Raw genomic sequence first — 18,808 nt, forward strand, 5'->3', positions numbered from 1 at the left:
CACATGAAGATCATCCTCACCCACGAGGTCTCCGGCCTCGGCGCTGCCGGCGACGTCGTCGACGTCAAGGACGGCTACGCTCGCAACTACCTGATCCCGCGGAAGTTCGCTATCCGCTGGACCAAGGGCGGCGAGAAGGACGTCGAGCAGATCCGTCGTGCTCGCAAGATCCACGAGATCCAGACGATCGAGCAGGCCAACCAGGTCAAGGGCCAGCTCGAGGCCGTCAAGGTTCGTCTGGCCGTCCGCTCCGGCGACGCCGGTCGTCTCTTCGGTTCCGTCACCCCCGCCGACATCGCTTCCGCGATCAAGGCTTCCGGTGGCCCCGAGGTCGACAAGCGCCGCATCGAGCTGACGAGCCCGATCAAGACCCTGGGCGCCCACGAGACGTCCGTGCGTCTGCACCCCGAGGTTGCCGCCAAGGTCAACATCGAGGTCATCGCGGCCTAAGCGTCGCGTTCGCTGAAGCGGTGTATGGGGCCGCACCCTGTGAAGGGTGCGGCCCCACATGCTTGTCTGCTTCTGTACTGACCGGTGTCGATCGCCTCGGATGCGTGCGAGGCGACTGTTTCACGTGAAACACGGCGAACCGGGGCGATGTTTCACGTGAAACGACGCTCGGGCTCCCGCCCCCGCTCTCAGCGCGTAGCCCCGGTGACGATCCACAGGCCGGAACGAGACCGCAGCCAGAGAGTCAGCATGCGTGTCGCCATCATCAGTGTCATGGCACCCCACAGGGCGGTCAGACCACCGCCGAGGGCGGGTATCAGCAGGGCTGCCGGAATGAAGACCACCAGGGTCAGCAGCATGGCACGGGCGAGGTAGGGGCCGTCTCCCGCGCCCATGAGCACGCCGTCGAGCACGAAGACGATTCCGGAGATCGGCTGGGCGAGTGCCACCACGATCAGGGCGGGGAGCGCGGCTGCCTGCACGGTCGGGTCGTCCGTGAAGAGCGGGATGAAGACGGGGCGGGCGAGGATCACCAGGAGTCCGAGGACGGCACCCGTGGCGATCCCCCACTGCACCATCCGACGGCAGGCCTCGCGTGCTCCTGAGGCGTCCCCCGCGCCGAGGTAGCGGCCGATGATGGCCTGTCCCGCGATGGCTATCGCGTCCAGGGCGAAGGCGAGCAGGCTCCAGAGCGAGAGGATGATCTGGTGCGCGGCGATGTCCTCGTCCCCGAGGCGGGCGGCGACCGCGGTGGCGATCATGAGGACGGCTCGCAGCGAGAGCGTACGGACCAGCAGAGGTACTCCTGCCTGAGCCGAGGCGCGTATGCCGACGACGTCCGGCCGCAACGAAGCGCCGTGTCTGCGGGCGCCACGGATCACGACCCAGAGGTAGGCGACGGCCATGCCGACCTGGGCGATGACCGTGCCCCAGGCGGAACCCGCGATACCCAGATCGGCGCCGTAGACGAGACCCACGTTCAGGGCGCCGTTGGCGACGAAGCCCGCCACGGCGACGTACAGGGGTGTCTTAGTGTCCTGGAGGCCACGCAGGACACCGGTGGCGGCGAGCACGACGAGCATGGCCGGGATACCCAGCGCCGAGATCCGCAGATAGGTCGTGGCATAAGGAGCCGCGGTGTCCGAGGAGCCGAAGAGAGCGACGAGGGTGGGCGCGGCGGGAAGGACGACGGCGACGACGGCCACGCCGAGGAGCAGGGCGAGCCAGATACCGTCCATGCCCTGACGGATGGCGGCCCGCAGATCTCCGGCACCGACGCGCCGGGCGACGGCGGCGGTGGTGGCGTAGGCCAGGAAGACGAAGACACTCACCGCGGTGACGAGGAGGGCGGAGGCGATGCCGAGACCGGCCAGTTGCGCGGTGCCGAGGTGGCCGACGACAGCGGTGTCGACCATCAGGAAGAGAGGCTCGGCGACGAGTGCGCCGAAGGCCGGAACGGCCAGCGTGACGATCTCACGATCATGTCGCCGCCGGCGGGTCCGGGAGGTCACGGAAGCCTGTGTCATGACCACCGATCCAATCTTCCACAGGTAAGAGATGCAATAGGCTGTCGACTATTACATCACGCCTCTTCGGGTGCGCTCTCGTGTACGGGCAGTGATGATCTTGATCCGGTTGGGGAAGTTTTTCTTCTGCACAGCCGGTGGACGGTAAAGATGCAGGTCAGGGTGGATGCGACGAAAAGGTCGAGGTCTTGTTCACAGGACTGTCCACCGAGTCGTGCACAGGTTTTGCGGGGTTCTCCACAGCATCTGGGCCGTCGTCCACATGGCCTGTGGATAACCAGATTGGCTGACGGTGCCGACGGGCCTACGGTGGTGCGGCGCCCGCTCCTCGGCAGATCACGAAAACCTCGCAAAACCGACGCGCCAGAACCGGAGTTGGGCCTCTTATTTGTCAGTGTCGTGCCGTAGAAATGAGAAGCACGGCGAGGTCCGCTCGGCGGACGGGAGGAGGCCGCTCGGTGAGCATTTCCGAGCCCCTGGACGACCCGTGGGCCGACAGCGGGCCCAGTGATCGTCTTCCCTCTTCCCGGCGGCGTGACGACGGAGGTCGCGGCAGGGAAGAGCGGCACGACCGCGGCCGGGACAACGGGGAGTGGGACGGCGGAGGGTCGGCCTTCGAGCGCGTCCCGCCCCAGGACCTGGACGCCGAGCAGTCCGTTCTCGGCGGCATGCTGCTGTCCAAGGACGCCATCGCCGATGTGGTGGAGATTCTGAAGGGCCCCGACTTCTACAAGCCGGCGCACGAGACGATCTATCAGGCGATCCTCGACATCTACGCCAAGGGCGAGCCTGCCGACCCCATCACCATCGCGGCCGAGCTCACCAAGCGCGGCGAGATCACCAAGGTCGGCGGCGCCTCCTATCTGCACACCCTCGTCCAGACGGTGCCGACGGCGGCGAACGCCGAGTACTACGCGGAGATCGTCCACGAGCGCGCGGTCCTGCGCCGCCTGGTCGAGGCCGGCACCCGGATCACCCAGATGGGATACGCGGCCGACGACGACGTCGACGAGATCGTGAACAGAGCCCAGGCCGAGATCTTCGCGGTCACCGAGCAGCGCACCACCGAGGACTATCTGCCGCTCGGCGACATCATGGAGGGCGCGCTCGACGAGATCGAGGCGATCGGTTCACGGTCGGGGGAGATGACCGGTGTGCCGACCGGCTTCACCGACCTCGACCAGCTCACCAACGGTCTGCATCCGGGCCAGATGATCATCATCGCGGCCCGTCCCGCCATGGGTAAGTCCACCCTGGCCCTGGACTTCGCGCGCGCTTGTTCGATCAAGCACAACATGCCGAGCGTGATCTTCTCGCTCGAAATGGGACGCAACGAGATCGCGATGCGTCTGCTGTCCGCCGAGGCGCGCGTGGCCCTGCACCACATGCGGTCAGGCACGATGACGGACGAGGACTGGACGCGACTGGCTCGCCGGATGCCGGACGTCTCGGCCGCGCCGCTCTACATCGACGACTCCCCGAACCTGTCGATGATGGAGATCCGCGCCAAGTGCCGGCGCCTGAAGCAGCGCAACGACCTGAAGCTCGTCATCATCGACTATCTCCAGCTGATGCAGTCCGGAGGCAAGGGGCGGTCGGAGAGCCGTCAGCAGGAGGTCTCGGACATGTCGCGAAACCTGAAGCTGCTGGCCAAGGAGCTGGAGCTGCCGGTGATCGCGCTGTCGCAGCTCAACCGTGGTCCCGAGCAGCGTACGGACAAGAAGCCCATGGTCTCCGACCTGCGTGAGTCGGGTTCCATCGAGCAGGACGCGGACATGGTGATCCTGCTGCATCGCGAGGACGCGTACGAGAAGGAGTCGCCGCGGGCCGGCGAGGCCGACATCATCGTGGGCAAGCACCGTAACGGCCCGACGGCCACGATCACGGTCGCCTTCCAAGGTCACTACTCGCGGTTCGTGGACATGGCACAGACCTGACCCGGGGAAATGCGCTCGACTCGAGGTGCCGGGCCCGATGGACTGGGCGCATGACAACACCTCAGGAAGAGCTGCTTCCCGCCACACGCCGGGCTCTGCTGCACCGTATCGCCGTCGCCCAGGCCGAAGGGCGGACACCGTCCCTGGTCGCGGCAGTGGTCCGGGGCGGGGAGACGGTGTGGAACGGGGCGCGGACCTCCGTGGAGGGGCACGCGCCGGACGAGAACGTGCAGTACCGGATCGGTTCCATCACCAAGACCTTCACCGCCGTCCTCGTCCTGCGGCTGCGCGACGAGGGCAAGCTCGACCTCGGTGACCCGCTGGAGAAGCATCTGCCGGGCACCGGCGCGGGGGAGGCGACCATCGCCGAACTGCTCGCGCACACAGGCGGACTGGCGGCCGAGTCGCCTTCACCCTGGTGGGAGCGGACCCCGGGCTCCCTGCGCCCGGAACTCGCGGATGTGCTCGGCGAGCAACCGCACCGCCATCCCGTGGGCCGCCGCTTCCACTACTCCAACCCCGGCTTCACCGTCCTCGGTGTGCTCGTCGAACAGCTGCGGGGCGCTCCGTGGGAGGACGTCGTCCGACGGGAGATCCTTGAGCCGCTCGGTCTGCGGCGAACGACATGGCATCCGGAGGCCCCGTACGCCGGAGGCTGGGCCGTTCACCCCTGGGCGGACGTGATGCTGCCGGAGCAGGTCGAGGATCTGGGGCGTATGGGCCCTGCGGGTCAACTCTGGTCTACGACGGCCGACTTGGCGCGCTTCGCGGTCTTCCTGGAGCAGGGGGACGATCGGGTGCTGAGTGCCGAGTCCGTTCTGGAGATGCGGACGCCTGCCGCACCGGGAGAGGCCGCCGATGTGTCGGTCGGCTCGGCGTACGGGCTCGGGATGCAGCTTCAGCACCGGGACGGCCGGTTCCTCGTCGGTCACGGTGGTTCGGTTCCCGGCTTCCTCGCTCAGCTCACCATGTCCGTCGCGGACGATGTGGCGGCCGTCGTACTGACCAACTGCACCTCCGGGCCCGTGGTGTCGGAGGTGGCCGCCGACCTCGTACGCATCGTGGCGGAAGCCGAACCGCGGATCCCCGAGCCCTGGCGGCCGTTGCCCGATGTCGACCACTCGGTCCTGGAACTGGCCGGCCCCTGGTACTGGGGGACCTACAGCTTCGTCCTACGGCTCGTCTCCGACGGGGGTCTCTCGCTGGAGCCGCTTGCCGCCACGCTGCGCGGCGCTCGATTCCGGCTCAACGACGACGGTAGCTGGACCGGCCTCAACGGCTACTTCGCCGGAGAGCTCCTGCGGGCCGTACGAGGACCCGACGGGGCCGTGAGTCATCTGGACCTCGGGTCGTTCGTGTTCACGCGTCAGCCGTATGACACGGGGGCTCCGGTGCCGGGTGGAGTGGACCCCGAGGGGTGGCGCGGAATCCCGTAGACGCGGCCTTGGCTGTGGTCGGGTTCTGGATCGCGATGTTTCACGTGATACATCGCGATCCAGAACCCCGCAGGCATCCCGGGCACGGTACTCAGAGCGGCATTTTGAAGCCCACGTGGGTGGCCTCGAAGCCGAGGCGCTCGTAGAAGCGGTGAGCGTCGGTGCGTGTGACGTCGGAGGTCAGCTGCACCAACTGGCAGCCCTGGCTCCGGGACGCGTCGACCGCCCACTCGATGAGCCGTGTACCGAGACCGCCGCCACGCTCATCGGCGTGGATTCGCACGCCCTCGATGATCGAGCGGGTGGAACCGCGCCGGGAGAGGCCGGGGATGATCGTCAGCTGGAGGGTGCCGACGACGCGGCCTGCGCGGACGGCGACCATCACGTGCTGATGCGGATCGCCGGTGAGGCGCTCCAGCGCGGTGAAATAGGGGGTCAGCTCGTCCGGTGACTCGCGCTGGGCGCCCAGAGGGTCGTCGGCCAGCATCGCGACGATCTCCGGGATGTCGTCCTCCGTCGCGGGGCGAATTTCAAGATCTCCCATGCCCCGCACCCTACGCGGGCGTGTTCAGCGACTCCACGATGTGGACCAGCGGAGCCAGTTCGGGGTTCGTGGCCGCCTCGTCGAGGGCTTCGCGCAAGGCGGCGTCATTGGTCGGGCGGGCCGCCGCGAGGAGGCGCAGTCCGGCTTCGGAGACATCCGTGTAGATGCCCCGGCGGTCGGTCGGGCACAGGTAGCGGGCGAGCAGGCCACGGTCCTCGAGCCGGGTGACCAGCCGGGTGGTGGCGCTCTGGCTGAGGACGACCGCGTCGGCGACCTGCTTCATCTGGAGGTGCCCGCCCTCGCCGCTGTGCTGGCGGCTCAGCACATCGAGCAGGGAGAACTCGCGCACGCTGAGGCCGTGCCCTGCCTGCAGTGCGCGTTCGATGTGGGCCTCGATCCGCCCGTGCAACAAGGAGAGAGCACACCAGCCCTGGGCAAGAGCGGTGAGTGCGGGGTCCGTCGCTGTCATCGGTGTTCCTCCGTCCCGGAGCTGCTCACCTCAGGATAGGCCACCGACGCAATTGCCCGCCCTGGCAGATATAGCGCGTCTGCAATTATTGTGTACGCTGGAAGAGTGCTTACGCAGTCTTCTGAAAGGTGTACGTCCTGATGCCTCTCGCGCTTCTGGCTCTCGCGATCGGGGCCTTCGGTATCGGCACGACCGAGTTCGTGATCATGGGTGTGCTGCCCGAGGTCGCGGCTGACTTCGATGTCTCCATCCCCACCGCGGGGTTTCTCGTGACCGGCTACGCCCTCGGCGTCGTCGCGGGAGCCCCGATCATGACCGCCCTGGGCACGAGGGTGTCCCGCAAGCGGATGCTCATGCTTCTGATGGGCCTGTTCATCGCGGGCAATCTGCTCTCCGCGCTGGCTCCCGCCTACTCCGTCATGCTGCTCGGCCGTGTGGTCGCCTCACTGGCCCACGGGGCCTTCTTCGGGATCGGCTCGGTGGTCGCGGCCGAACTCGTCGCCCCGGACCGGAAGGCCGGCGCCCTGGCGATGATGTTCAGCGGTCTGACCGTCGCGAACGTCGTCGGAGTGCCCCTGGGCACCCTGATCGGACAGTCCGCCGGCTGGCGGGTCACTTTCGCCGGAGTCGCCGCGCTGGGCGTCGTCGGGCTGCTGGGCATCGCCCGCCTGGTCCCCGAGATGCCCCGGCCGAAGGACGTCCGCCTCCGCCACGAGCTTGCCGCCTTCAAGAACGTCCAGGTGCTGCTGGCCATGGCGATGACGGTGCTGGGCTTCGGCGGTGTCTTCGCGGCCATCACCTACATCGCCCCGATGATGACGCAGGTGGCGGGCTTCGCCGACTCCTCCGTCACCTGGCTCCTCGTCCTCTTCGGCCTCGGCATGGTCGGCGGCAACCTCGTGGGCGGCAAGTACGCCGACCGCGCGCTGATGCCCCTGCTGTACGTCTCCCTGGGTGCCCTGGCCGTCGTCCTCGCACTCTTCTCCTTCACCTCCCACGACAAGATCGCCGCGGCCGTGACCGTCACGCTGGTCGGCGCCCTGGGCTTCGCGACCGTGCCGCCGCTGCAGAAGAGGGTCCTCGATCAGGCACATGGCGCGCCCACCCTGGCCTCGGCCGTGAACATCGGTGCGTTCAACCTCGGCAACGCGCTCTCCGCATGGCTCGGAGGCCTCGTCATCGACGCGGGTTTCGGGTACACGGCACCCAACTGGGTCGGCGCAGCCCTCGCCACGAGCGCACTCGTGCTGGCCCTCGTGGCGGCGGCGCTGGAGCGCAGGGGGACCGGCACCGGCAGCCCCGCCGGCGCTGTCGTCGCGGGCGCCGGAGCGACCGCACAGCGGACGGCCGTCAACCACTGACGGCCGACGGGCCCGCCCTGCTGGAAGCGGCGCCTCAGGTCGCTGCCACGGTCAGCGGGGCGTACCTCCGGGTCCAGTCACCCGGCAGCTCGGCGAGCCCGTACGTCATCACCGAGTTGAAGGCGACCGGCGCCAGGCCATGTTCCTTGACCCACGTCAGCAGTTCTTCGTGACGTACGTCGATGTCCGTGCGCAGCGGTCGTTCGGTGCGGGCGGCGACGGAAGCGATGAGCGCCTTCGCCGTCCGTGTGTCCCGGGCGATCAGCGGACCGACGACATGGTCGTCCATGTTGGGCCAGGCGGCTGTGTAACCGATGAGCCGGCCCTTCTCCTCGGCCACGCGCAGCTGATCGGCGAAGGCGGGGAGGCGGGCGAGGACATGGGTGCGATCCGAGCCGAAGATCTCTTCGTCGAGCCGGAGGATCGAGGTGATGTCCTCTGCCGTGGCCGGGCGGGTGAAGACCGTGGAAGCGGGTCCCGCTGATGCGAAGTGCCCACGAACCATCTCGGCCCGTCCGACGACCTTGAAGCCCAGTTCCTCGTAGAGCGGACGTCCGTAGGGGGTCGCGTGCAGGGTCAGTGGGGTCGTGCCCATCTCCGACATGACATGGCGCATCAGCCGGCGTCCGACGCCCTGGCGGGCATGCCGCTCGGCGACCAGAACCATGCCGATCGCGCCCAGCTCCGGGCGGCCCGCCGGACCGTACTCCGTCACCACGCAGGCCGCGACGAGGCCGCCCTCGGAGTCGTCGATGCCGTATCCGGTTCCGGCTGTCAGTAGAAGTCCCCACTTGTGTTCCTCGCGAGGCCAGCCGCGGTCCTCGGACAGATCGGCGCACGCGGTGAGATCGCGAGGCGTCAGACGGCGGATGGGCAGAGCGGCGGGGGAAGGTGTCGACACGCAGGTCAGGCTGTCCGATACGAGCCCGTGGCGTCCACCGGTTTGCGCTCGGACGTACACCGTTCTGGCCACCTCGGGCACAACCGCACAGTGCGCGGACGGATGTTTCACGTGAAACATCTACCTCCGGGCAAACATGGGCAGGCAGATGCTCTCCGACGCGGGGCTCTTCGGTACTGTGCCGATCTCGGCCACCGTGAATGCCGGCCGGTATCTGATGGGTCGGCCATGTACTCGCGCAGGGTGCAGGATCTGTGGGATGCCTATGAATTGGTGGGACGCGCCCGGTAATTGAAGTAATTACTGATTCACCCCCATTGAATTCCCGGTGCGGCAAGGGGGGACTTGTGTGTGACGGCCCTACCGGTAGGGTCGAGTCCGGTTCGTGTCCGAAGTGAGATGCAGTCGTCTCATCGCAGGGGTGCGAACGCAGCTCAATGCAGCCTAACCGGACAGGGAGATCGGGGACCTGCGTTTACCGTTACGGGGTGGGAGCGTTCGGGTGCCGTGGAACGCTGCGGGTGGGTGCTGCGGCTCACGTCACACTCTCACCTACTTGTCCGTACGGAGCGGGAACCCGGGTTGAATGTGGCCGCATTGGTCGACGGGGAACGAACGGGGAAAGCAAGGCCGTCCGCGGGGGAAAGCGCGCGTCTTCCGACTGGGGGCGTGCGCAGATCGACCGAAAGATGCTCGAGGCGAGGCAGACCATGGACGCTCCGACCACCACGTCGGCCGACAACGGCACTTCGGGGGACAGTGACGGAGGCGGCTGGTTCACACCGCGCACGTCGCCGGCGTCCTCCGGCGGAGATCAGGAGCCCGAGGGCAACCGCCTCGCCGCCCTGCGGCCCATGGGGCGCTCCCAACAGCCGCCGAACCACCCGCAGCAGAACGGGGACGGCGCCGCACAGGAGCGAATACAGCCCCCCGTGGACCTTCCTCCGGCTGCCCCGCCGCGTCCCCAGCCGGCGCCGGCCGTCGCGGAGCACGTTTCCGAGCGCTCCGTCTTCGATGCCCCCGCCCCTGGTCGGCACACCGATCAGGCGGCCACCGCCTCAGCCCCCGCCTCCCCCGACGCCGTTCTCATCCGGCGGACCATGGCCGAGGTCGGGCCCGTCGCCGACAAGGTCACCTCGTACTTCTACGCGCTGCTCTTCGTCCAGCACCCGGAGCTGCGCTCGATGTTCCCTCCGGCGATGGACGCTCAGCGCGATCGCCTGCTCAAGGCACTGCTCACCGCCGCCGAGCACGTCGACAACACCCCGGTGCTCGTCGACTACCTCCAGAACCTCGGTCGTGGCCACCGCAAGTACGGCACGCAGGCCGATCACTACCCGGCCGTCGGCGAGTGCCTCATCGGTGCCCTGAGCCGCTACGCCAAGGCGAGTTGGGACGAGGAGACCGAGGCAGCCTGGGTCCGGACGTACACAACGATCTCCCAGGTGATGATCGACGCCGCGGCGGCGGACGAACTGCGCTCACCGCCCTGGTGGCTGGCGGAGGTCGTCTCGCACGACCTGAGAACGGCGGACACGGCGGTCATCACGGTCCGTCCGAACCAGCCGTACCCCTTTCTCGCCGGGCAGTACACCAGCCTGGAGACCCCTTGGTGGCCGAGGATCTGGCGGCACTACTCCTTCGCCTCGGCGCCCCGCTCGGACGGCCTGCTGTCGTTCCATGTGAAGGCGATCTCCGCCGGCTGGGTCTCCAACTCGCTCGTCCACCGCGCCCGCCCCGGTGACGTGCTGCGCCTGGGGCCGCCGGCCGGCGCCATGACCGTCGACCACAACAGCGGCAGCGGATTGCTCTGCCTGGGCGGCGGCACCGGTATCGCGCCCATCAAGGCCATCGTCGAGGACGTCGCCGAGCACGGGCGGCACCGCCCGGTCGAGGTCTTCTACGGGGCCCGTACCGGCCAGGACCTCTACGACCTCGACACGCTGCTCCGGCTCCAGCAGAGCAACTCATGGCTGGAGGTCCGCCCGGTCGTGGACCGGCACGGGCTGCTCCAACTGCCGGACGCCATACGGGACCACGGCCCCTGGAACGGGTACGACGCGTACCTCTCGGGCCCGCCCGGCATGATCCGCAGCGGTGTGGACGCGCTCAAGGACGCAGGCATCCCCTCGGAACGCATACGCCATGACTCGGTCGAGGAACTGGTGGCCGCCGGAGACTGACCCGCCGCGTTCTTCTCCGCGTGTCTCCGGTGGCCGGTGCGTCAGCCCAGGTCGGGCGCGTGCATCGCCCGTACGCCCTCGATGTTGCCGTCCAAGTAGTGCCGCAGGGACAGCGGAACCAGGTGCACGGAGGCGATGCCGACCCGGGTGAAGGGGATGCGCACGATCTCGTACTCGCCCAGAGGCTCGTCCACCTCGGGGCCGTGCCGCTTGGAGGGGTCCAGGGACTCCAGGCGGCAGACGAAGAAGTGCTGGACCTTCACGCCGGTGGCGCCGCCGTCCTCGCCGATGTGCTCGACGGTGTCCACGAAGCAGGGCACCACATCGGTGATCTTGGCGCCGAGTTCCTCGTGCACTTCGCGGTGGAGCGCGTCGACGACGGTGGTGTCCTCCGGCTCGACACCGCCGCCCGGCGTGAGCCAGTAGGGATCCATGCCCGGCTTGGTCCGCTTGATCAGGATCAGGTCGTCGCCGTCGAGCAGAACGGCACGGGCGGTGCGCTTGACCACGGGTCGTACGGTCATGGGAGAAATGTGGCCCTGCATGTTCCACGTGAAACATCGCCGGAGCGAGGAAGAGCCGCATCCCGGTGGCGACGCGCAGGCTGCCGCCGGCGATCTCCCTCCGGAGAGACGCTCCGGGGCCCCTCAGAACCAGTTCGCCGCGGCCTCCAGCAGCCACTCGTGTGCCCGTGCGATGTGCGGCATGGCCAGTGTTCCGGAGCGGACGACCAGGAAGTACGTCCGCAGCGGGGGCACCGCGGGGTCGAGGAGCGCGACGACATCACCGCGTTCCAGGGCGGGAGCGCACAGATAGCGGGGCAGTACGGCCAGTCCGGCGCCCGAGATCGCGCAGGCGAGGACCGCGCGCAGATCCGGGACGACGACGGTGCCGGAGGCGGCGGGGCGGGAGTCGAAGACCGAGGCCCAGTAGCGCGTGAGGAAGGGCAGTGACTCGTGTACCTCGACGACGGGGAGGCCCTCCAGCGTGTGCGCCCCCTTGCGGCGCAGCCTGTCGGGGTCTGTCTCGTCCGCCCAGCGCGGAGCGGCGACCAGGACGTGCTCCTCGTCGCAGAGGGGAGTGGCGGTGAGCAGCGGGCCGCGCGGCTGGGCGGTCGTGATGGCCAGGTCGTTGTGCCCGGCGGCGAGGCCCTCCAGCGTCTCGTCGGTGTTCCCGAAGGAGACCCGCAACGCGAAGCCCTGACCGTCGTCCCCCGTCAGCTCGGTGAGGGCGGGCAGGGCGCGCTCGGCGGTGAACTCCGGCGGACCGGCGAGGTGGAGGGTCCGTAAGGATGAGTCGTCGTCGAGGCCGGTCTCGGCGATCTCCACCAGCGCGTCGAGATGCGGCGCGGCCTTGTGGGCGAGTTCGTCGCCGATGGTCGTCGGGGTGACACCGCGGGCCTGGCGCAGGAAGAGCGGGCGGCCCAGCTGGCGTTCCAGGGTGCGTATCTGTGAGGTGACGGCCGGCTGCGAGAGGCCGAGCAGGGCGGCGGCGCGGGTGAAGGAACCGGCCCGGTGGACGGTCACGAAGGTGCGCAGTAAGGCCAGATCCATGGTCGCTCCTCCTTTCGCCGCCCTCGGAGCGCCCAACTATAAATAAGTCGATAGGCCTCTGTCGCTACTGTGATTGGACACTGACACAGAGTCAACTAGCCTTGTTCGCGCGGTTCTTCGCGCGCGGAACCGAGGACGGCCCGAGCCACGAGGGGGGAGGCTCGGACCGTCCGTCGTACGTAGCGGAGTACTACTCGGTAGCCACGGCGAGCGCACGCAGCACATCCGCCACGAGATCGTCCGTGTCCTCCGCCCCGGCCGAGAAGCGGATGAAGCCGTCGGGAACGGCGTCGCCTCCCCACCGGCCGCGTCGCTCGGCGGTGGAGCGCACCCCGCCGAAGCTCGTGGCGTCGTCCACGAGCTGAAGGGCGTCGAGGAAGCGTTCGGCATGTTCGCGCGTGGGCAGCGCGAACGACACCACGCAGCCGTGGCGCCGCATCTGCTGCGAGGCGATCTTGTGCGAGGGATCGTCCGGGAGCCCTGGATACCGCACCCCGGACACCTCGGGCCGGCCCTTGAGCGTCTCGGCCACCGCCAGGGCGTTGACGTTCTGCCGGTCGGCCCGCAGCTGGAGCGTGGCGAGCGAACGGTGCGCGAGCCAGGCCTCCATCGGGCCCGGGATCGCCCCGACGATCTTGCGCCACCGCCGGACACCGGCCATCAGCGAGGCATCGAGCCCGGCGACGTACCCGAGGAGGACGTCCCCGTGTCCGGTCAGCTGCTTGGTGCCGCTGGCCACGGCGAAGTCGGCGCCGAGATCCAGCGGCCGCTGCCCCAGAGGGGTCGCCAAGGTGTTGTCGACGGCCACGAGACAGCCACGCGCGCGTGCCGCTTCGCTCAGCCGCCGGATGTCGCACACGTCCAGCCCCGGGTTCGAGGGCGTCTCGATCCACAGCAGCCTGGCGCCGGCGAGGGCGTCGAGCTGGGCGTCGCCGCCCGTGGGGGCGCTGCGCACCTCGATGCCGTACGAGCGCAGTTGCTCACCGGCGAGCGGCAGCACGTTGTAGCCGTCGCTCGGCAGGACGAGCACGTCGCCGGTGCGCAACTGGGAGAAGAGGACGGCCGAGATGGCTGCCATGCCGGAGGCGAAGACGGCCGTCTCCACGTCGCTTCGGCCCGGTGCCTCCAACTCGCCGATGGCGCGCTCCAGGAGCGTCCAGGTGGGGTTCTGGTCGCGTCCGTAGGCGTACGGGCCGGTGGGCTCGCCCGGCAGGTGGTAGTGGGCGGCGAAGACCGGCCCGGGGAGGGTCGGTTCGTGCTTGACGGGTTCGGGCAGTCCGGCCCGCACCGCGCGGGTGCCGTCTCCGGGGCCTGTGGCGGGGTTCTCCGTGTTCATGCGGCCTGTCCCTCCACCTTCTCGCGTACGGAGGCCAGCAGGCCAGGGCTCGCCGCCTCCACGAGCTCCAGACACTGCTCGAATCCGTCCATTCCCCCGTAGTAGGGGTCCGGAACGTCGAGATCGTCGCCGGCGGCGGGGTCGTAGGAGCGCAGGAGCCGGACCTTCTCCGCGTCGGCCGGGGTCGGCGCGAGGCGGCGCAGGGCTTTCAGATGACCTTCGTCGAGGGCGATGACGAGGTCGAGACGGGTGAACCAGGAGGCCTGGAACTGCCGGGCCGCGTGGTGGCCGGTATAGCCGTTCGCCTCCAGGACGGAGACGGTGCGCGGATCGGCCGGGTCGCCCTCGTGCCAGCCTCCGGTGCCCGCGCTGTCGACCTCGACCGGACCGTCGAGTCCGGCCTCCTCGACGCGGGCGCGGAAGACGGACTCGGCCATCGGGGAGCGGCAGATGTTGCCGGTGCAGACGAAGCAGACTCGGTAGGTCATGCCGGACCTCAGTCCCCGTCGGGCAGGACGAGGGAGAGCGCCCAGGAGACGATCGAGATGATCAGGCCGCCGAGGACGGCGGTCCAGAAGCCCTCCACATGGAAGCTCACGTCGAGGACGTCGGCCAGCCACGAGGTGAGCAGCAGCATCAGGGCGTTCACGATCAGTGTGAACAGGCCGAGCGTGACTATGAACAGCGGGAGGGTCAGCAGCTTCACGAGCGGCTTGACCACCGCGTTCACCAGGCCGAAGACAAGAGCGACCAGCAGCAGCGTGCCGACCTTCTTGCCCGTGCTGTTCCCGGTGAGCGTGATCTTGTCGAGCAGCCAGACGGCGACCGCCAGGGCGCCCGCGTTGGCGATCGTCTTGACTAGGAAATTCATCATGTGTCTGATCGTGGCAGAAGCGATCGGTACGAGCACCGGGCAGGGGCGACTAAGTCGATGAAGGCATTCCGGTTGGATGAACTGGAGGCGGAGCGCGCCGCCAACGACGGTGCCTATCTGCAGTTCCTGCGCGAGCGGAACATGTCGGTCGGTCTGTACGCACTCGATGCCGGCGAGCTCGATCCACAGAAGCCGCACAGCCAGGACGAGGTGTACCTCGTGGTGAGCGGCCGGGCCGCGCTCACGGTCGGCTTCGAGACCACCCAGGTCGCCCGCGGCAGTGTCGTGTACGTGCCCGCCGGGGTGGCTCACAAGTTCCATCACATCACCGAGGACTTGAGGGTCGTGGTGGTGTTCTCTCCGCCGGAGGGCTGACGTCCGCTTCGGTGTTCCCTAGGGGGACGATCAGGGACGGACAAGGGGTGCGAGGCCCCCGGACGGCCCCCTCGTGGCCATAGCATCGATGACAGGACAGCAGTAGGCCCGGAAGCAGTGCCCCGTCGGCGGGGCGACGGGTGGAGACACAAGGAGCAGGGCGATGCGGGAGATCTTCGCGGGGATGCCGTGGTGGGTGAAATGGATCGCGGTGCCGGTCATCGCCCTGCTGGTGTTCGGAGGGCTGATAGTCAGCGTCGTCCAGGTCGTGGTGGGCCTGCTCTTCAAGGTGCTGGTCTTCGTGGCACTGGTCGGCGGACTGATCTACGTCGTAAGGAAGTTCACGGCGGGTTCCTCCTCGCGCGGCGACTGGTGAGGCGTCAGCGCCACGTGACCACTGAGGCGTGAGTGGGTGAGGCCGGTCAGGGCGCGGCGGTAACAGGAACGTGAGGTTCCCTCGCGCGAGGGAAGTTTCCCCGCAGGGCCGTCGGCGAGCGGTGACGGGCGGCTAGAGTCCGGGAACTCGTCGCGGGCTCGACCCCCGCGGGCGGCGCATCTCCCTCCCGTGTCCCCCGCACGGGCGGCCCTCCTCGCGCTTCGGGAGTGACCCTTGGCCACGGCTGACACCGCACCGGCAGAACCGCTCTCCCCCTCCGCCCGGCAGCGTTCCCGGTCGACACAGAGTGCCGTTCCGCCCACACAGCCGGGCCCCCGGTCGGCACCGACCGCCGCGGTCGAGCCCCCGTCCGTCCGGTCAGCGGAGCACCACGCCCCGCAGGGGCCGCCGCGTACGGTGCCCGCCAAGGCGCCGGCTCCCCCGGTGCAGCCACGTACCTCGCCGGGCGAGGAGAGCGTGCGACGTCCCGAACCTCCCCCGACACAGCCGCGGCGCGGGCGGACGGTATCACCCGCGCCCACGGTCCTGAAGCAGGCGCAGCCGCCGGCACCGCCGCCCGCCGCGCAGGCGCAGCCTCTGGCGCCGCCCGCCCGGATCCAGCCGCAGGCGGCGGGTCCCGTCCGGCCTCCGTCGCCTCCCGGGCGCGGCCCGGGAAGGGGAGCACGGATTCCGTCCCCGGCGCCGACCGTGTCGGAGACGAACTCCGGCACCCTGATCGGTTCCGTGCAGCGGGCCATGCGGCTGCTGGAGGCCGTCGCCGAGCGGGAACACGGGGCGCCCGCCAAACAGTTGGCGCGGGACGCCGGGCTCGCGCTTCCCACGGCCTACCACCTGCTCCGCACCCTGGTCCACGAGGGCTATCTGCGCCGGGAGAGGGGACTGTTCTTCCTCGGCGAAGCGGCGGAGCGGCTGAGCAGCAGCGGAGCGCAGCAGAAACGTCGCAGCACGGTGGGCGAGGCGCTGGCGCACTGGCGGGACGCCCTGGGCGTGCCCGTGTACTTCGCGATCTACCGGGACGGCGAGATCGAGGTCATGTGCGTCGCCGACAGCTCGAACATCCCCGCGGTCGAGGAGTGGGCCGACTTCCGTGAGTCGGGTCACGCGCACGCCATCGGGCAGTGCCTGCTGTCCCAGCTGGGCGAAGAGGCCCGCAGAGACCACCTCAGCCGCCATCCGGTGCAGTCGCTCACCCCGTACACGGTCCGTGACGACGAGACGTTCCTGCGGCGCCTGGACCGGATCGGGCGGATGGAACCGGTCGTCGAGCGGCAGGAGTACGCCCTGGGGACGGTCTGCGCCGCGATTCCCATCACCGTGGGGACCACCGCCGGGACCCTCGCCGTCTCGCTGCCCTCACACCAGGCGGACCGGCTGCTGCCGGTCGCCCATCAGTTGCAGACCGAGATCGGAAAGCTACTAGGGACACTCGCGATCTCTATCAGCATCTGAAAAATCACTCCTTGTGATCTCTCGTGTACTTTCAGCAAACTTCCAGGAGTGTCAGGCGGATGATTCCTGGCCAGTCGACGAACACGGCGGGGTAGGCGATGCGCGAGTCGGTACAGGCAGAGGTCATGATGAGCTTCCTCGTCTCGGAGGAGCTCTCCTTCCGCATTCCTGTGGAGCTGCGTTACGAGACCTGTGATCCCTATGCCGTGCGGCTGACCTTCCACCTGCCCGGCGATGCCCCGGTGACCTGGGCCTTCGGGCGGGAGCTGCTCATCGACGGCGTGGGGCGGCCCTGCGGGGACGGGGACGTCCACATCGCGCCCGCCGATCCGGAGACGTTCGGCGAGGTCCTGATCCGGCTTCAGGTCGGCACCGACCAGGCGATGTTCCGGGTCGGTACGGCGCCGCTGGTGGCCTTCCTGGACCGTACGGACAAGCTGGTGCCGCTGGGGCAGGAGCGTTCCCTCGCCGACTTCGACACGCTGCTCGACGAGGCTCTGGACCGCATCCTCGCGGAGGAGCAGAGCGCGGGCTGAACGTTACGGCGTCGGCGTGCCGTAACGCTTCAGCGCTTGCGGCGTCGGCCCCTCCCCCCACGGGCCGGAGCCGGCACGGTCGCCGCTTCCGGGGTGCCCGGGCGGTCGGCCGAGACGACGAGCGCGGCCAGCGCGGTGGTCAGCGGCACCGATGCCACCAAGCCGATCGAGCCGACGAGCGTACGCACGATCTCCTCGGCGACGAGCTCGCTGTTGGCGACCGTGCCGACGCTGCTCTGCGCGATCGAGAAGAGCAGCAGCAGCGGCAGCGCGGCACCCGCGTAGGCGAGCACGAGGGTGTTGACCACCGACGCGATGTGGTCCCGGCCGATACGGATTCCGGCTCGGTACAGGTCCCGTCGGCCCATCGCCGGGTTGGCCTCGTGCAGCTCCCAGACCGCGGACGTCTGGGTGACCGTCACGTCGTCGAGGACGCCGAGCGAGCCGATGATGACGCCCGCCAGCAGCAGACCGCTCATGTCGATCGTCGGGTAGAGGCCGTGGATCAGACCGGTGTTGTCGTCCGTGTTGCCGGTCAGATAGGCCCAGCCGATGAACCCCGAGCCGAGCAGGCCGATCAGCAGCAGCGAGATCAGGGTGCCGAGCACCGCCACGGAGGTCCGGGCCGAGAGCCCGTGGCACATGTAGAGGGCGATCAGCATGATCGCGCTGGCCCCGATCACCGCCACGACCAGCGGATTCGAGCCCTGCAGGATGGCGGGCAGGATGAAGAGGGTCAGCACCAGGAAGCTGATGGCCAGCGCCACCAGGGCCATGACACCACGCATCCGGCCCACCACCACGACGGCGAGCGCGAAGATCCCGGCGAGCAGCGCCATCGGGAACTTCCGGTTCACATCGGTGACCGAGTACTGCAGGTCCTTGGGCGCGGCGGGTTCGTACGCGACCACGACCTCCTGCCCCTGCTCCAACTGCCGGGACTGGTCCGGCTGGACGATCTCCGTGAACGTACGGCCCTTGTCGTCGCCGGTGTCGACCCGGATCGTGGCCTTCTTGCAGGTGCCACCCGCCTGTTGCTGGGCGGACGAGCCCTCGGCGGTGGAGGTGTCGCCGGTCGGGGTCTCGCCGGAGGCGTTCACCGACGAGCAGTCGACCTCCTCGACCTTGGTGACCGTGGCCTGCTGGGTCTGCCGGTCGAAGCCCACACCGGTGCGCTCATGCGACGGGGCGCCGCCGGGCCAGAGCACGACGAGGCCCACGACGACCGCGGTCGCGAAGGGGATCAGCACCGCCGCGATGACCTTGCGCAGGTGCTGTGAGACGGGCGCGGCGGGTCCATGGCTGTGGCTGTGCGAATGGCCGTGGCCGCCGCCGGAGGACGAGCCGGGGCCATGGCCGTGGGGCGGCTCGGAGGGCGGAGGCGGGGGCTGCTGCGTCGTGGTCACCGACCGATCATCGCAAGAACGAGCGAGGCCCACTGTTCACCGCGCCACATCTGCCGCTAGCGTGGAGGCACCTTT

At 69.0% G+C, this 18,808-nt stretch carries 19 protein-coding genes; 9 read left to right on the forward strand and 10 right to left on the reverse strand.

What is annotated here, in order from left to right:
* Positions 1-3 precede the first annotated feature (3 nt).
* Positions 4-450, forward strand: a complete 447-nt coding sequence (rplI, locus tag J8M51_RS39455) for a 50S ribosomal protein L9 (RefSeq protein WP_005482940.1) — start codon at positions 4-6, stop codon at positions 448-450.
* Positions 451-638: 188 nt separating this feature from the next.
* On the opposite strand, the gene J8M51_RS39460 is transcribed toward rplI, so the two are convergent.
* Positions 639-1,976, reverse strand: coding sequence for an MATE family efflux transporter (locus J8M51_RS39460; protein ID WP_086752615.1), 1,338 nt, complete (start codon positions 1,974-1,976; stop codon positions 639-641).
* A 458-nt stretch (positions 1,977-2,434) separates the two neighbouring features.
* On the opposite strand from J8M51_RS39460, the gene dnaB reads away from it, so the two are divergent.
* Together dnaB and J8M51_RS39470 are read left to right on the forward strand one after the other, a co-directional pair.
* Positions 2,435-3,913: a replicative DNA helicase gene (gene dnaB / locus J8M51_RS39465; RefSeq protein WP_086752557.1), complete on the forward strand. Its 1,479-nt coding sequence runs from the start codon at positions 2,435-2,437 to the stop codon at positions 3,911-3,913.
* A gap of 50 nt (positions 3,914-3,963) precedes the next feature.
* Positions 3,964-5,349, forward strand: coding sequence for a serine hydrolase domain-containing protein (locus J8M51_RS39470; protein ID WP_086752559.1), 1,386 nt, complete (start codon positions 3,964-3,966; stop codon positions 5,347-5,349).
* Between the two features lie 91 nt (positions 5,350-5,440).
* Here J8M51_RS39470 and J8M51_RS39475 read toward each other — a convergent pair whose 3' ends face one another.
* Positions 5,441-5,893, reverse strand: a complete 453-nt coding sequence (locus J8M51_RS39475) for a GNAT family N-acetyltransferase (RefSeq protein WP_086752617.1) — start codon at positions 5,891-5,893, stop codon at positions 5,441-5,443.
* A 10-nt stretch (positions 5,894-5,903) separates the two neighbouring features.
* Positions 5,904-6,362 (reverse strand): MarR family winged helix-turn-helix transcriptional regulator, encoded by a 459-nt coding sequence (locus J8M51_RS39480; RefSeq protein WP_086752561.1) that lies wholly within the window; start codon positions 6,360-6,362, stop codon positions 5,904-5,906.
* A gap of 140 nt (positions 6,363-6,502) precedes the next feature.
* On the opposite strand from J8M51_RS39480, the gene J8M51_RS39485 reads away from it, so the two are divergent.
* Positions 6,503-7,723: an MFS transporter gene (locus tag J8M51_RS39485; protein ID WP_086752619.1), complete on the forward strand. Its 1,221-nt coding sequence runs from the start codon at positions 6,503-6,505 to the stop codon at positions 7,721-7,723.
* A gap of 34 nt (positions 7,724-7,757) precedes the next feature.
* Here J8M51_RS39485 and J8M51_RS39490 read toward each other — a convergent pair whose 3' ends face one another.
* Positions 7,758-8,624: a GNAT family N-acetyltransferase gene (locus J8M51_RS39490; protein WP_086752563.1), complete on the reverse strand. Its 867-nt coding sequence runs from the start codon at positions 8,622-8,624 to the stop codon at positions 7,758-7,760.
* Positions 8,625-9,334: 710 nt separating this feature from the next.
* On the opposite strand from J8M51_RS39490, the gene J8M51_RS39495 reads away from it, so the two are divergent.
* A complete protein-coding gene (locus tag J8M51_RS39495) occupies positions 9,335-10,807 on the forward strand; it encodes a globin domain-containing protein (protein WP_398857815.1) in 1,473 nt (490 codons plus the stop codon).
* A gap of 41 nt (positions 10,808-10,848) precedes the next feature.
* Here the strand turns inward: J8M51_RS39495 and J8M51_RS39500 are convergent, their stop codons facing one another.
* The 5 genes from J8M51_RS39500 to J8M51_RS39520 form a co-directional block, all read right to left on the reverse strand.
* Positions 10,849-11,331 (reverse strand): NUDIX domain-containing protein, encoded by a 483-nt coding sequence (locus J8M51_RS39500; RefSeq protein ID WP_086752567.1) that lies wholly within the window; start codon positions 11,329-11,331, stop codon positions 10,849-10,851.
* A gap of 123 nt (positions 11,332-11,454) precedes the next feature.
* Positions 11,455-12,360, reverse strand: coding sequence for a LysR family transcriptional regulator (locus J8M51_RS39505; protein ID WP_086752569.1), 906 nt, complete (start codon positions 12,358-12,360; stop codon positions 11,455-11,457).
* A 190-nt stretch (positions 12,361-12,550) separates the two neighbouring features.
* On the reverse strand, positions 12,551-13,696 hold the full coding sequence (locus J8M51_RS39510; RefSeq protein WP_086752571.1) for a cystathionine gamma-lyase: 1,146 nt from the start codon (positions 13,694-13,696) through the stop codon (positions 12,551-12,553).
* Complete coding sequence (locus J8M51_RS39515; RefSeq protein WP_086752573.1) at positions 13,693-14,184, reverse strand: low molecular weight protein-tyrosine-phosphatase; 492 nt, start codon at positions 14,182-14,184, stop codon at positions 13,693-13,695. Before J8M51_RS39515 ends, J8M51_RS39510 begins: the two co-directional genes overlap by 4 nt.
* 8 nt (positions 14,185-14,192) lie before the next feature.
* On the reverse strand, positions 14,193-14,570 hold the full coding sequence (locus J8M51_RS39520; protein ID WP_086752575.1) for a phage holin family protein: 378 nt from the start codon (positions 14,568-14,570) through the stop codon (positions 14,193-14,195).
* Between the two features lie 57 nt (positions 14,571-14,627).
* Between J8M51_RS39520 and J8M51_RS39525 the strand changes: the two genes are divergently transcribed.
* The 4 genes from J8M51_RS39525 to J8M51_RS39540 all read left to right on the forward strand — a co-directional run bounded on the left by J8M51_RS39525 (position 14,628) and on the right by J8M51_RS39540 (position 17,327).
* Positions 14,628-14,945: a cupin domain-containing protein gene (locus J8M51_RS39525; protein WP_086752577.1), complete on the forward strand. Its 318-nt coding sequence runs from the start codon at positions 14,628-14,630 to the stop codon at positions 14,943-14,945.
* A 163-nt stretch (positions 14,946-15,108) separates the two neighbouring features.
* A complete protein-coding gene (locus tag J8M51_RS39530) occupies positions 15,109-15,321 on the forward strand; it encodes a DUF5326 family protein (protein WP_045558480.1) in 213 nt (70 codons plus the stop codon).
* Between the two features lie 744 nt (positions 15,322-16,065).
* A complete protein-coding gene (locus J8M51_RS39535; RefSeq protein WP_086752621.1) occupies positions 16,066-16,791 on the forward strand; it encodes an IclR family transcriptional regulator in 726 nt (241 codons plus the stop codon).
* Positions 16,792-16,889: 98 nt separating this feature from the next.
* Positions 16,890-17,327: an SsgA family sporulation/cell division regulator gene (locus J8M51_RS39540; protein ID WP_005482911.1), complete on the forward strand. Its 438-nt coding sequence runs from the start codon at positions 16,890-16,892 to the stop codon at positions 17,325-17,327.
* Between the two features lie 29 nt (positions 17,328-17,356).
* Here J8M51_RS39540 and J8M51_RS39545 read toward each other — a convergent pair whose 3' ends face one another.
* The gene (locus J8M51_RS39545; RefSeq protein ID WP_086752579.1) at positions 17,357-18,733 is read right to left on the reverse strand and encodes a YibE/F family protein; all 1,377 of its coding nucleotides are present in this window, start codon (positions 18,731-18,733) and stop codon (positions 17,357-17,359) included.
* Between the last annotated feature and the right edge of the window lie 75 nt (positions 18,734-18,808).

The organism is Streptomyces griseiscabiei, assembly GCF_020010925.1.
Taxonomy (GTDB): Bacteria; Actinomycetota; Actinomycetes; order Streptomycetales; family Streptomycetaceae; genus Streptomyces; species Streptomyces griseiscabiei.

Excerpts from the sequence above, each read along its gene's own strand:
- rplI (WP_005482940.1), top strand. The coding sequence starts at position 4 with ATGAAGATCATCCTCACCCACGAGGTCTCCGGCCTCGGCGCTGCCGGC.
- J8M51_RS39460 (WP_086752615.1), bottom strand. The coding sequence starts at position 1,976 with ATGACACAGGCTTCCGTGACCTCCCGGACCCGCCGGCGGCGACATGAT.
- J8M51_RS39470 (WP_086752559.1), top strand. The coding sequence starts at position 3,964 with ATGACAACACCTCAGGAAGAGCTGCTTCCCGCCACACGCCGGGCTCTG.
- J8M51_RS39475 (WP_086752617.1), bottom strand. The coding sequence starts at position 5,893 with ATGGGAGATCTTGAAATTCGCCCCGCGACGGAGGACGACATCCCGGAG.
- J8M51_RS39480 (WP_086752561.1), bottom strand. The coding sequence starts at position 6,362 with ATGACAGCGACGGACCCCGCACTCACCGCTCTTGCCCAGGGCTGGTGT.
- J8M51_RS39485 (WP_086752619.1), top strand. The coding sequence starts at position 6,503 with ATGCCTCTCGCGCTTCTGGCTCTCGCGATCGGGGCCTTCGGTATCGGC.
- J8M51_RS39495 (WP_398857815.1), top strand. The coding sequence starts at position 9,335 with ATGGACGCTCCGACCACCACGTCGGCCGACAACGGCACTTCGGGGGAC.
- J8M51_RS39500 (WP_086752567.1), bottom strand. The coding sequence starts at position 11,331 with ATGACCGTACGACCCGTGGTCAAGCGCACCGCCCGTGCCGTTCTGCTC.
- J8M51_RS39505 (WP_086752569.1), bottom strand. The coding sequence starts at position 12,360 with ATGGATCTGGCCTTACTGCGCACCTTCGTGACCGTCCACCGGGCCGGT.
- J8M51_RS39510 (WP_086752571.1), bottom strand. The coding sequence starts at position 13,696 with ATGAACACGGAGAACCCCGCCACAGGCCCCGGAGACGGCACCCGCGCG.
- J8M51_RS39515 (WP_086752573.1), bottom strand. The coding sequence starts at position 14,184 with ATGACCTACCGAGTCTGCTTCGTCTGCACCGGCAACATCTGCCGCTCC.
- J8M51_RS39520 (WP_086752575.1), bottom strand. The coding sequence starts at position 14,570 with ATGATGAATTTCCTAGTCAAGACGATCGCCAACGCGGGCGCCCTGGCG.
- J8M51_RS39525 (WP_086752577.1), top strand. The coding sequence starts at position 14,628 with ATGAAGGCATTCCGGTTGGATGAACTGGAGGCGGAGCGCGCCGCCAAC.
- J8M51_RS39530 (WP_045558480.1), top strand. The coding sequence starts at position 15,109 with ATGCGGGAGATCTTCGCGGGGATGCCGTGGTGGGTGAAATGGATCGCG.
- J8M51_RS39540 (WP_005482911.1), top strand. The coding sequence starts at position 16,890 with ATGCGCGAGTCGGTACAGGCAGAGGTCATGATGAGCTTCCTCGTCTCG.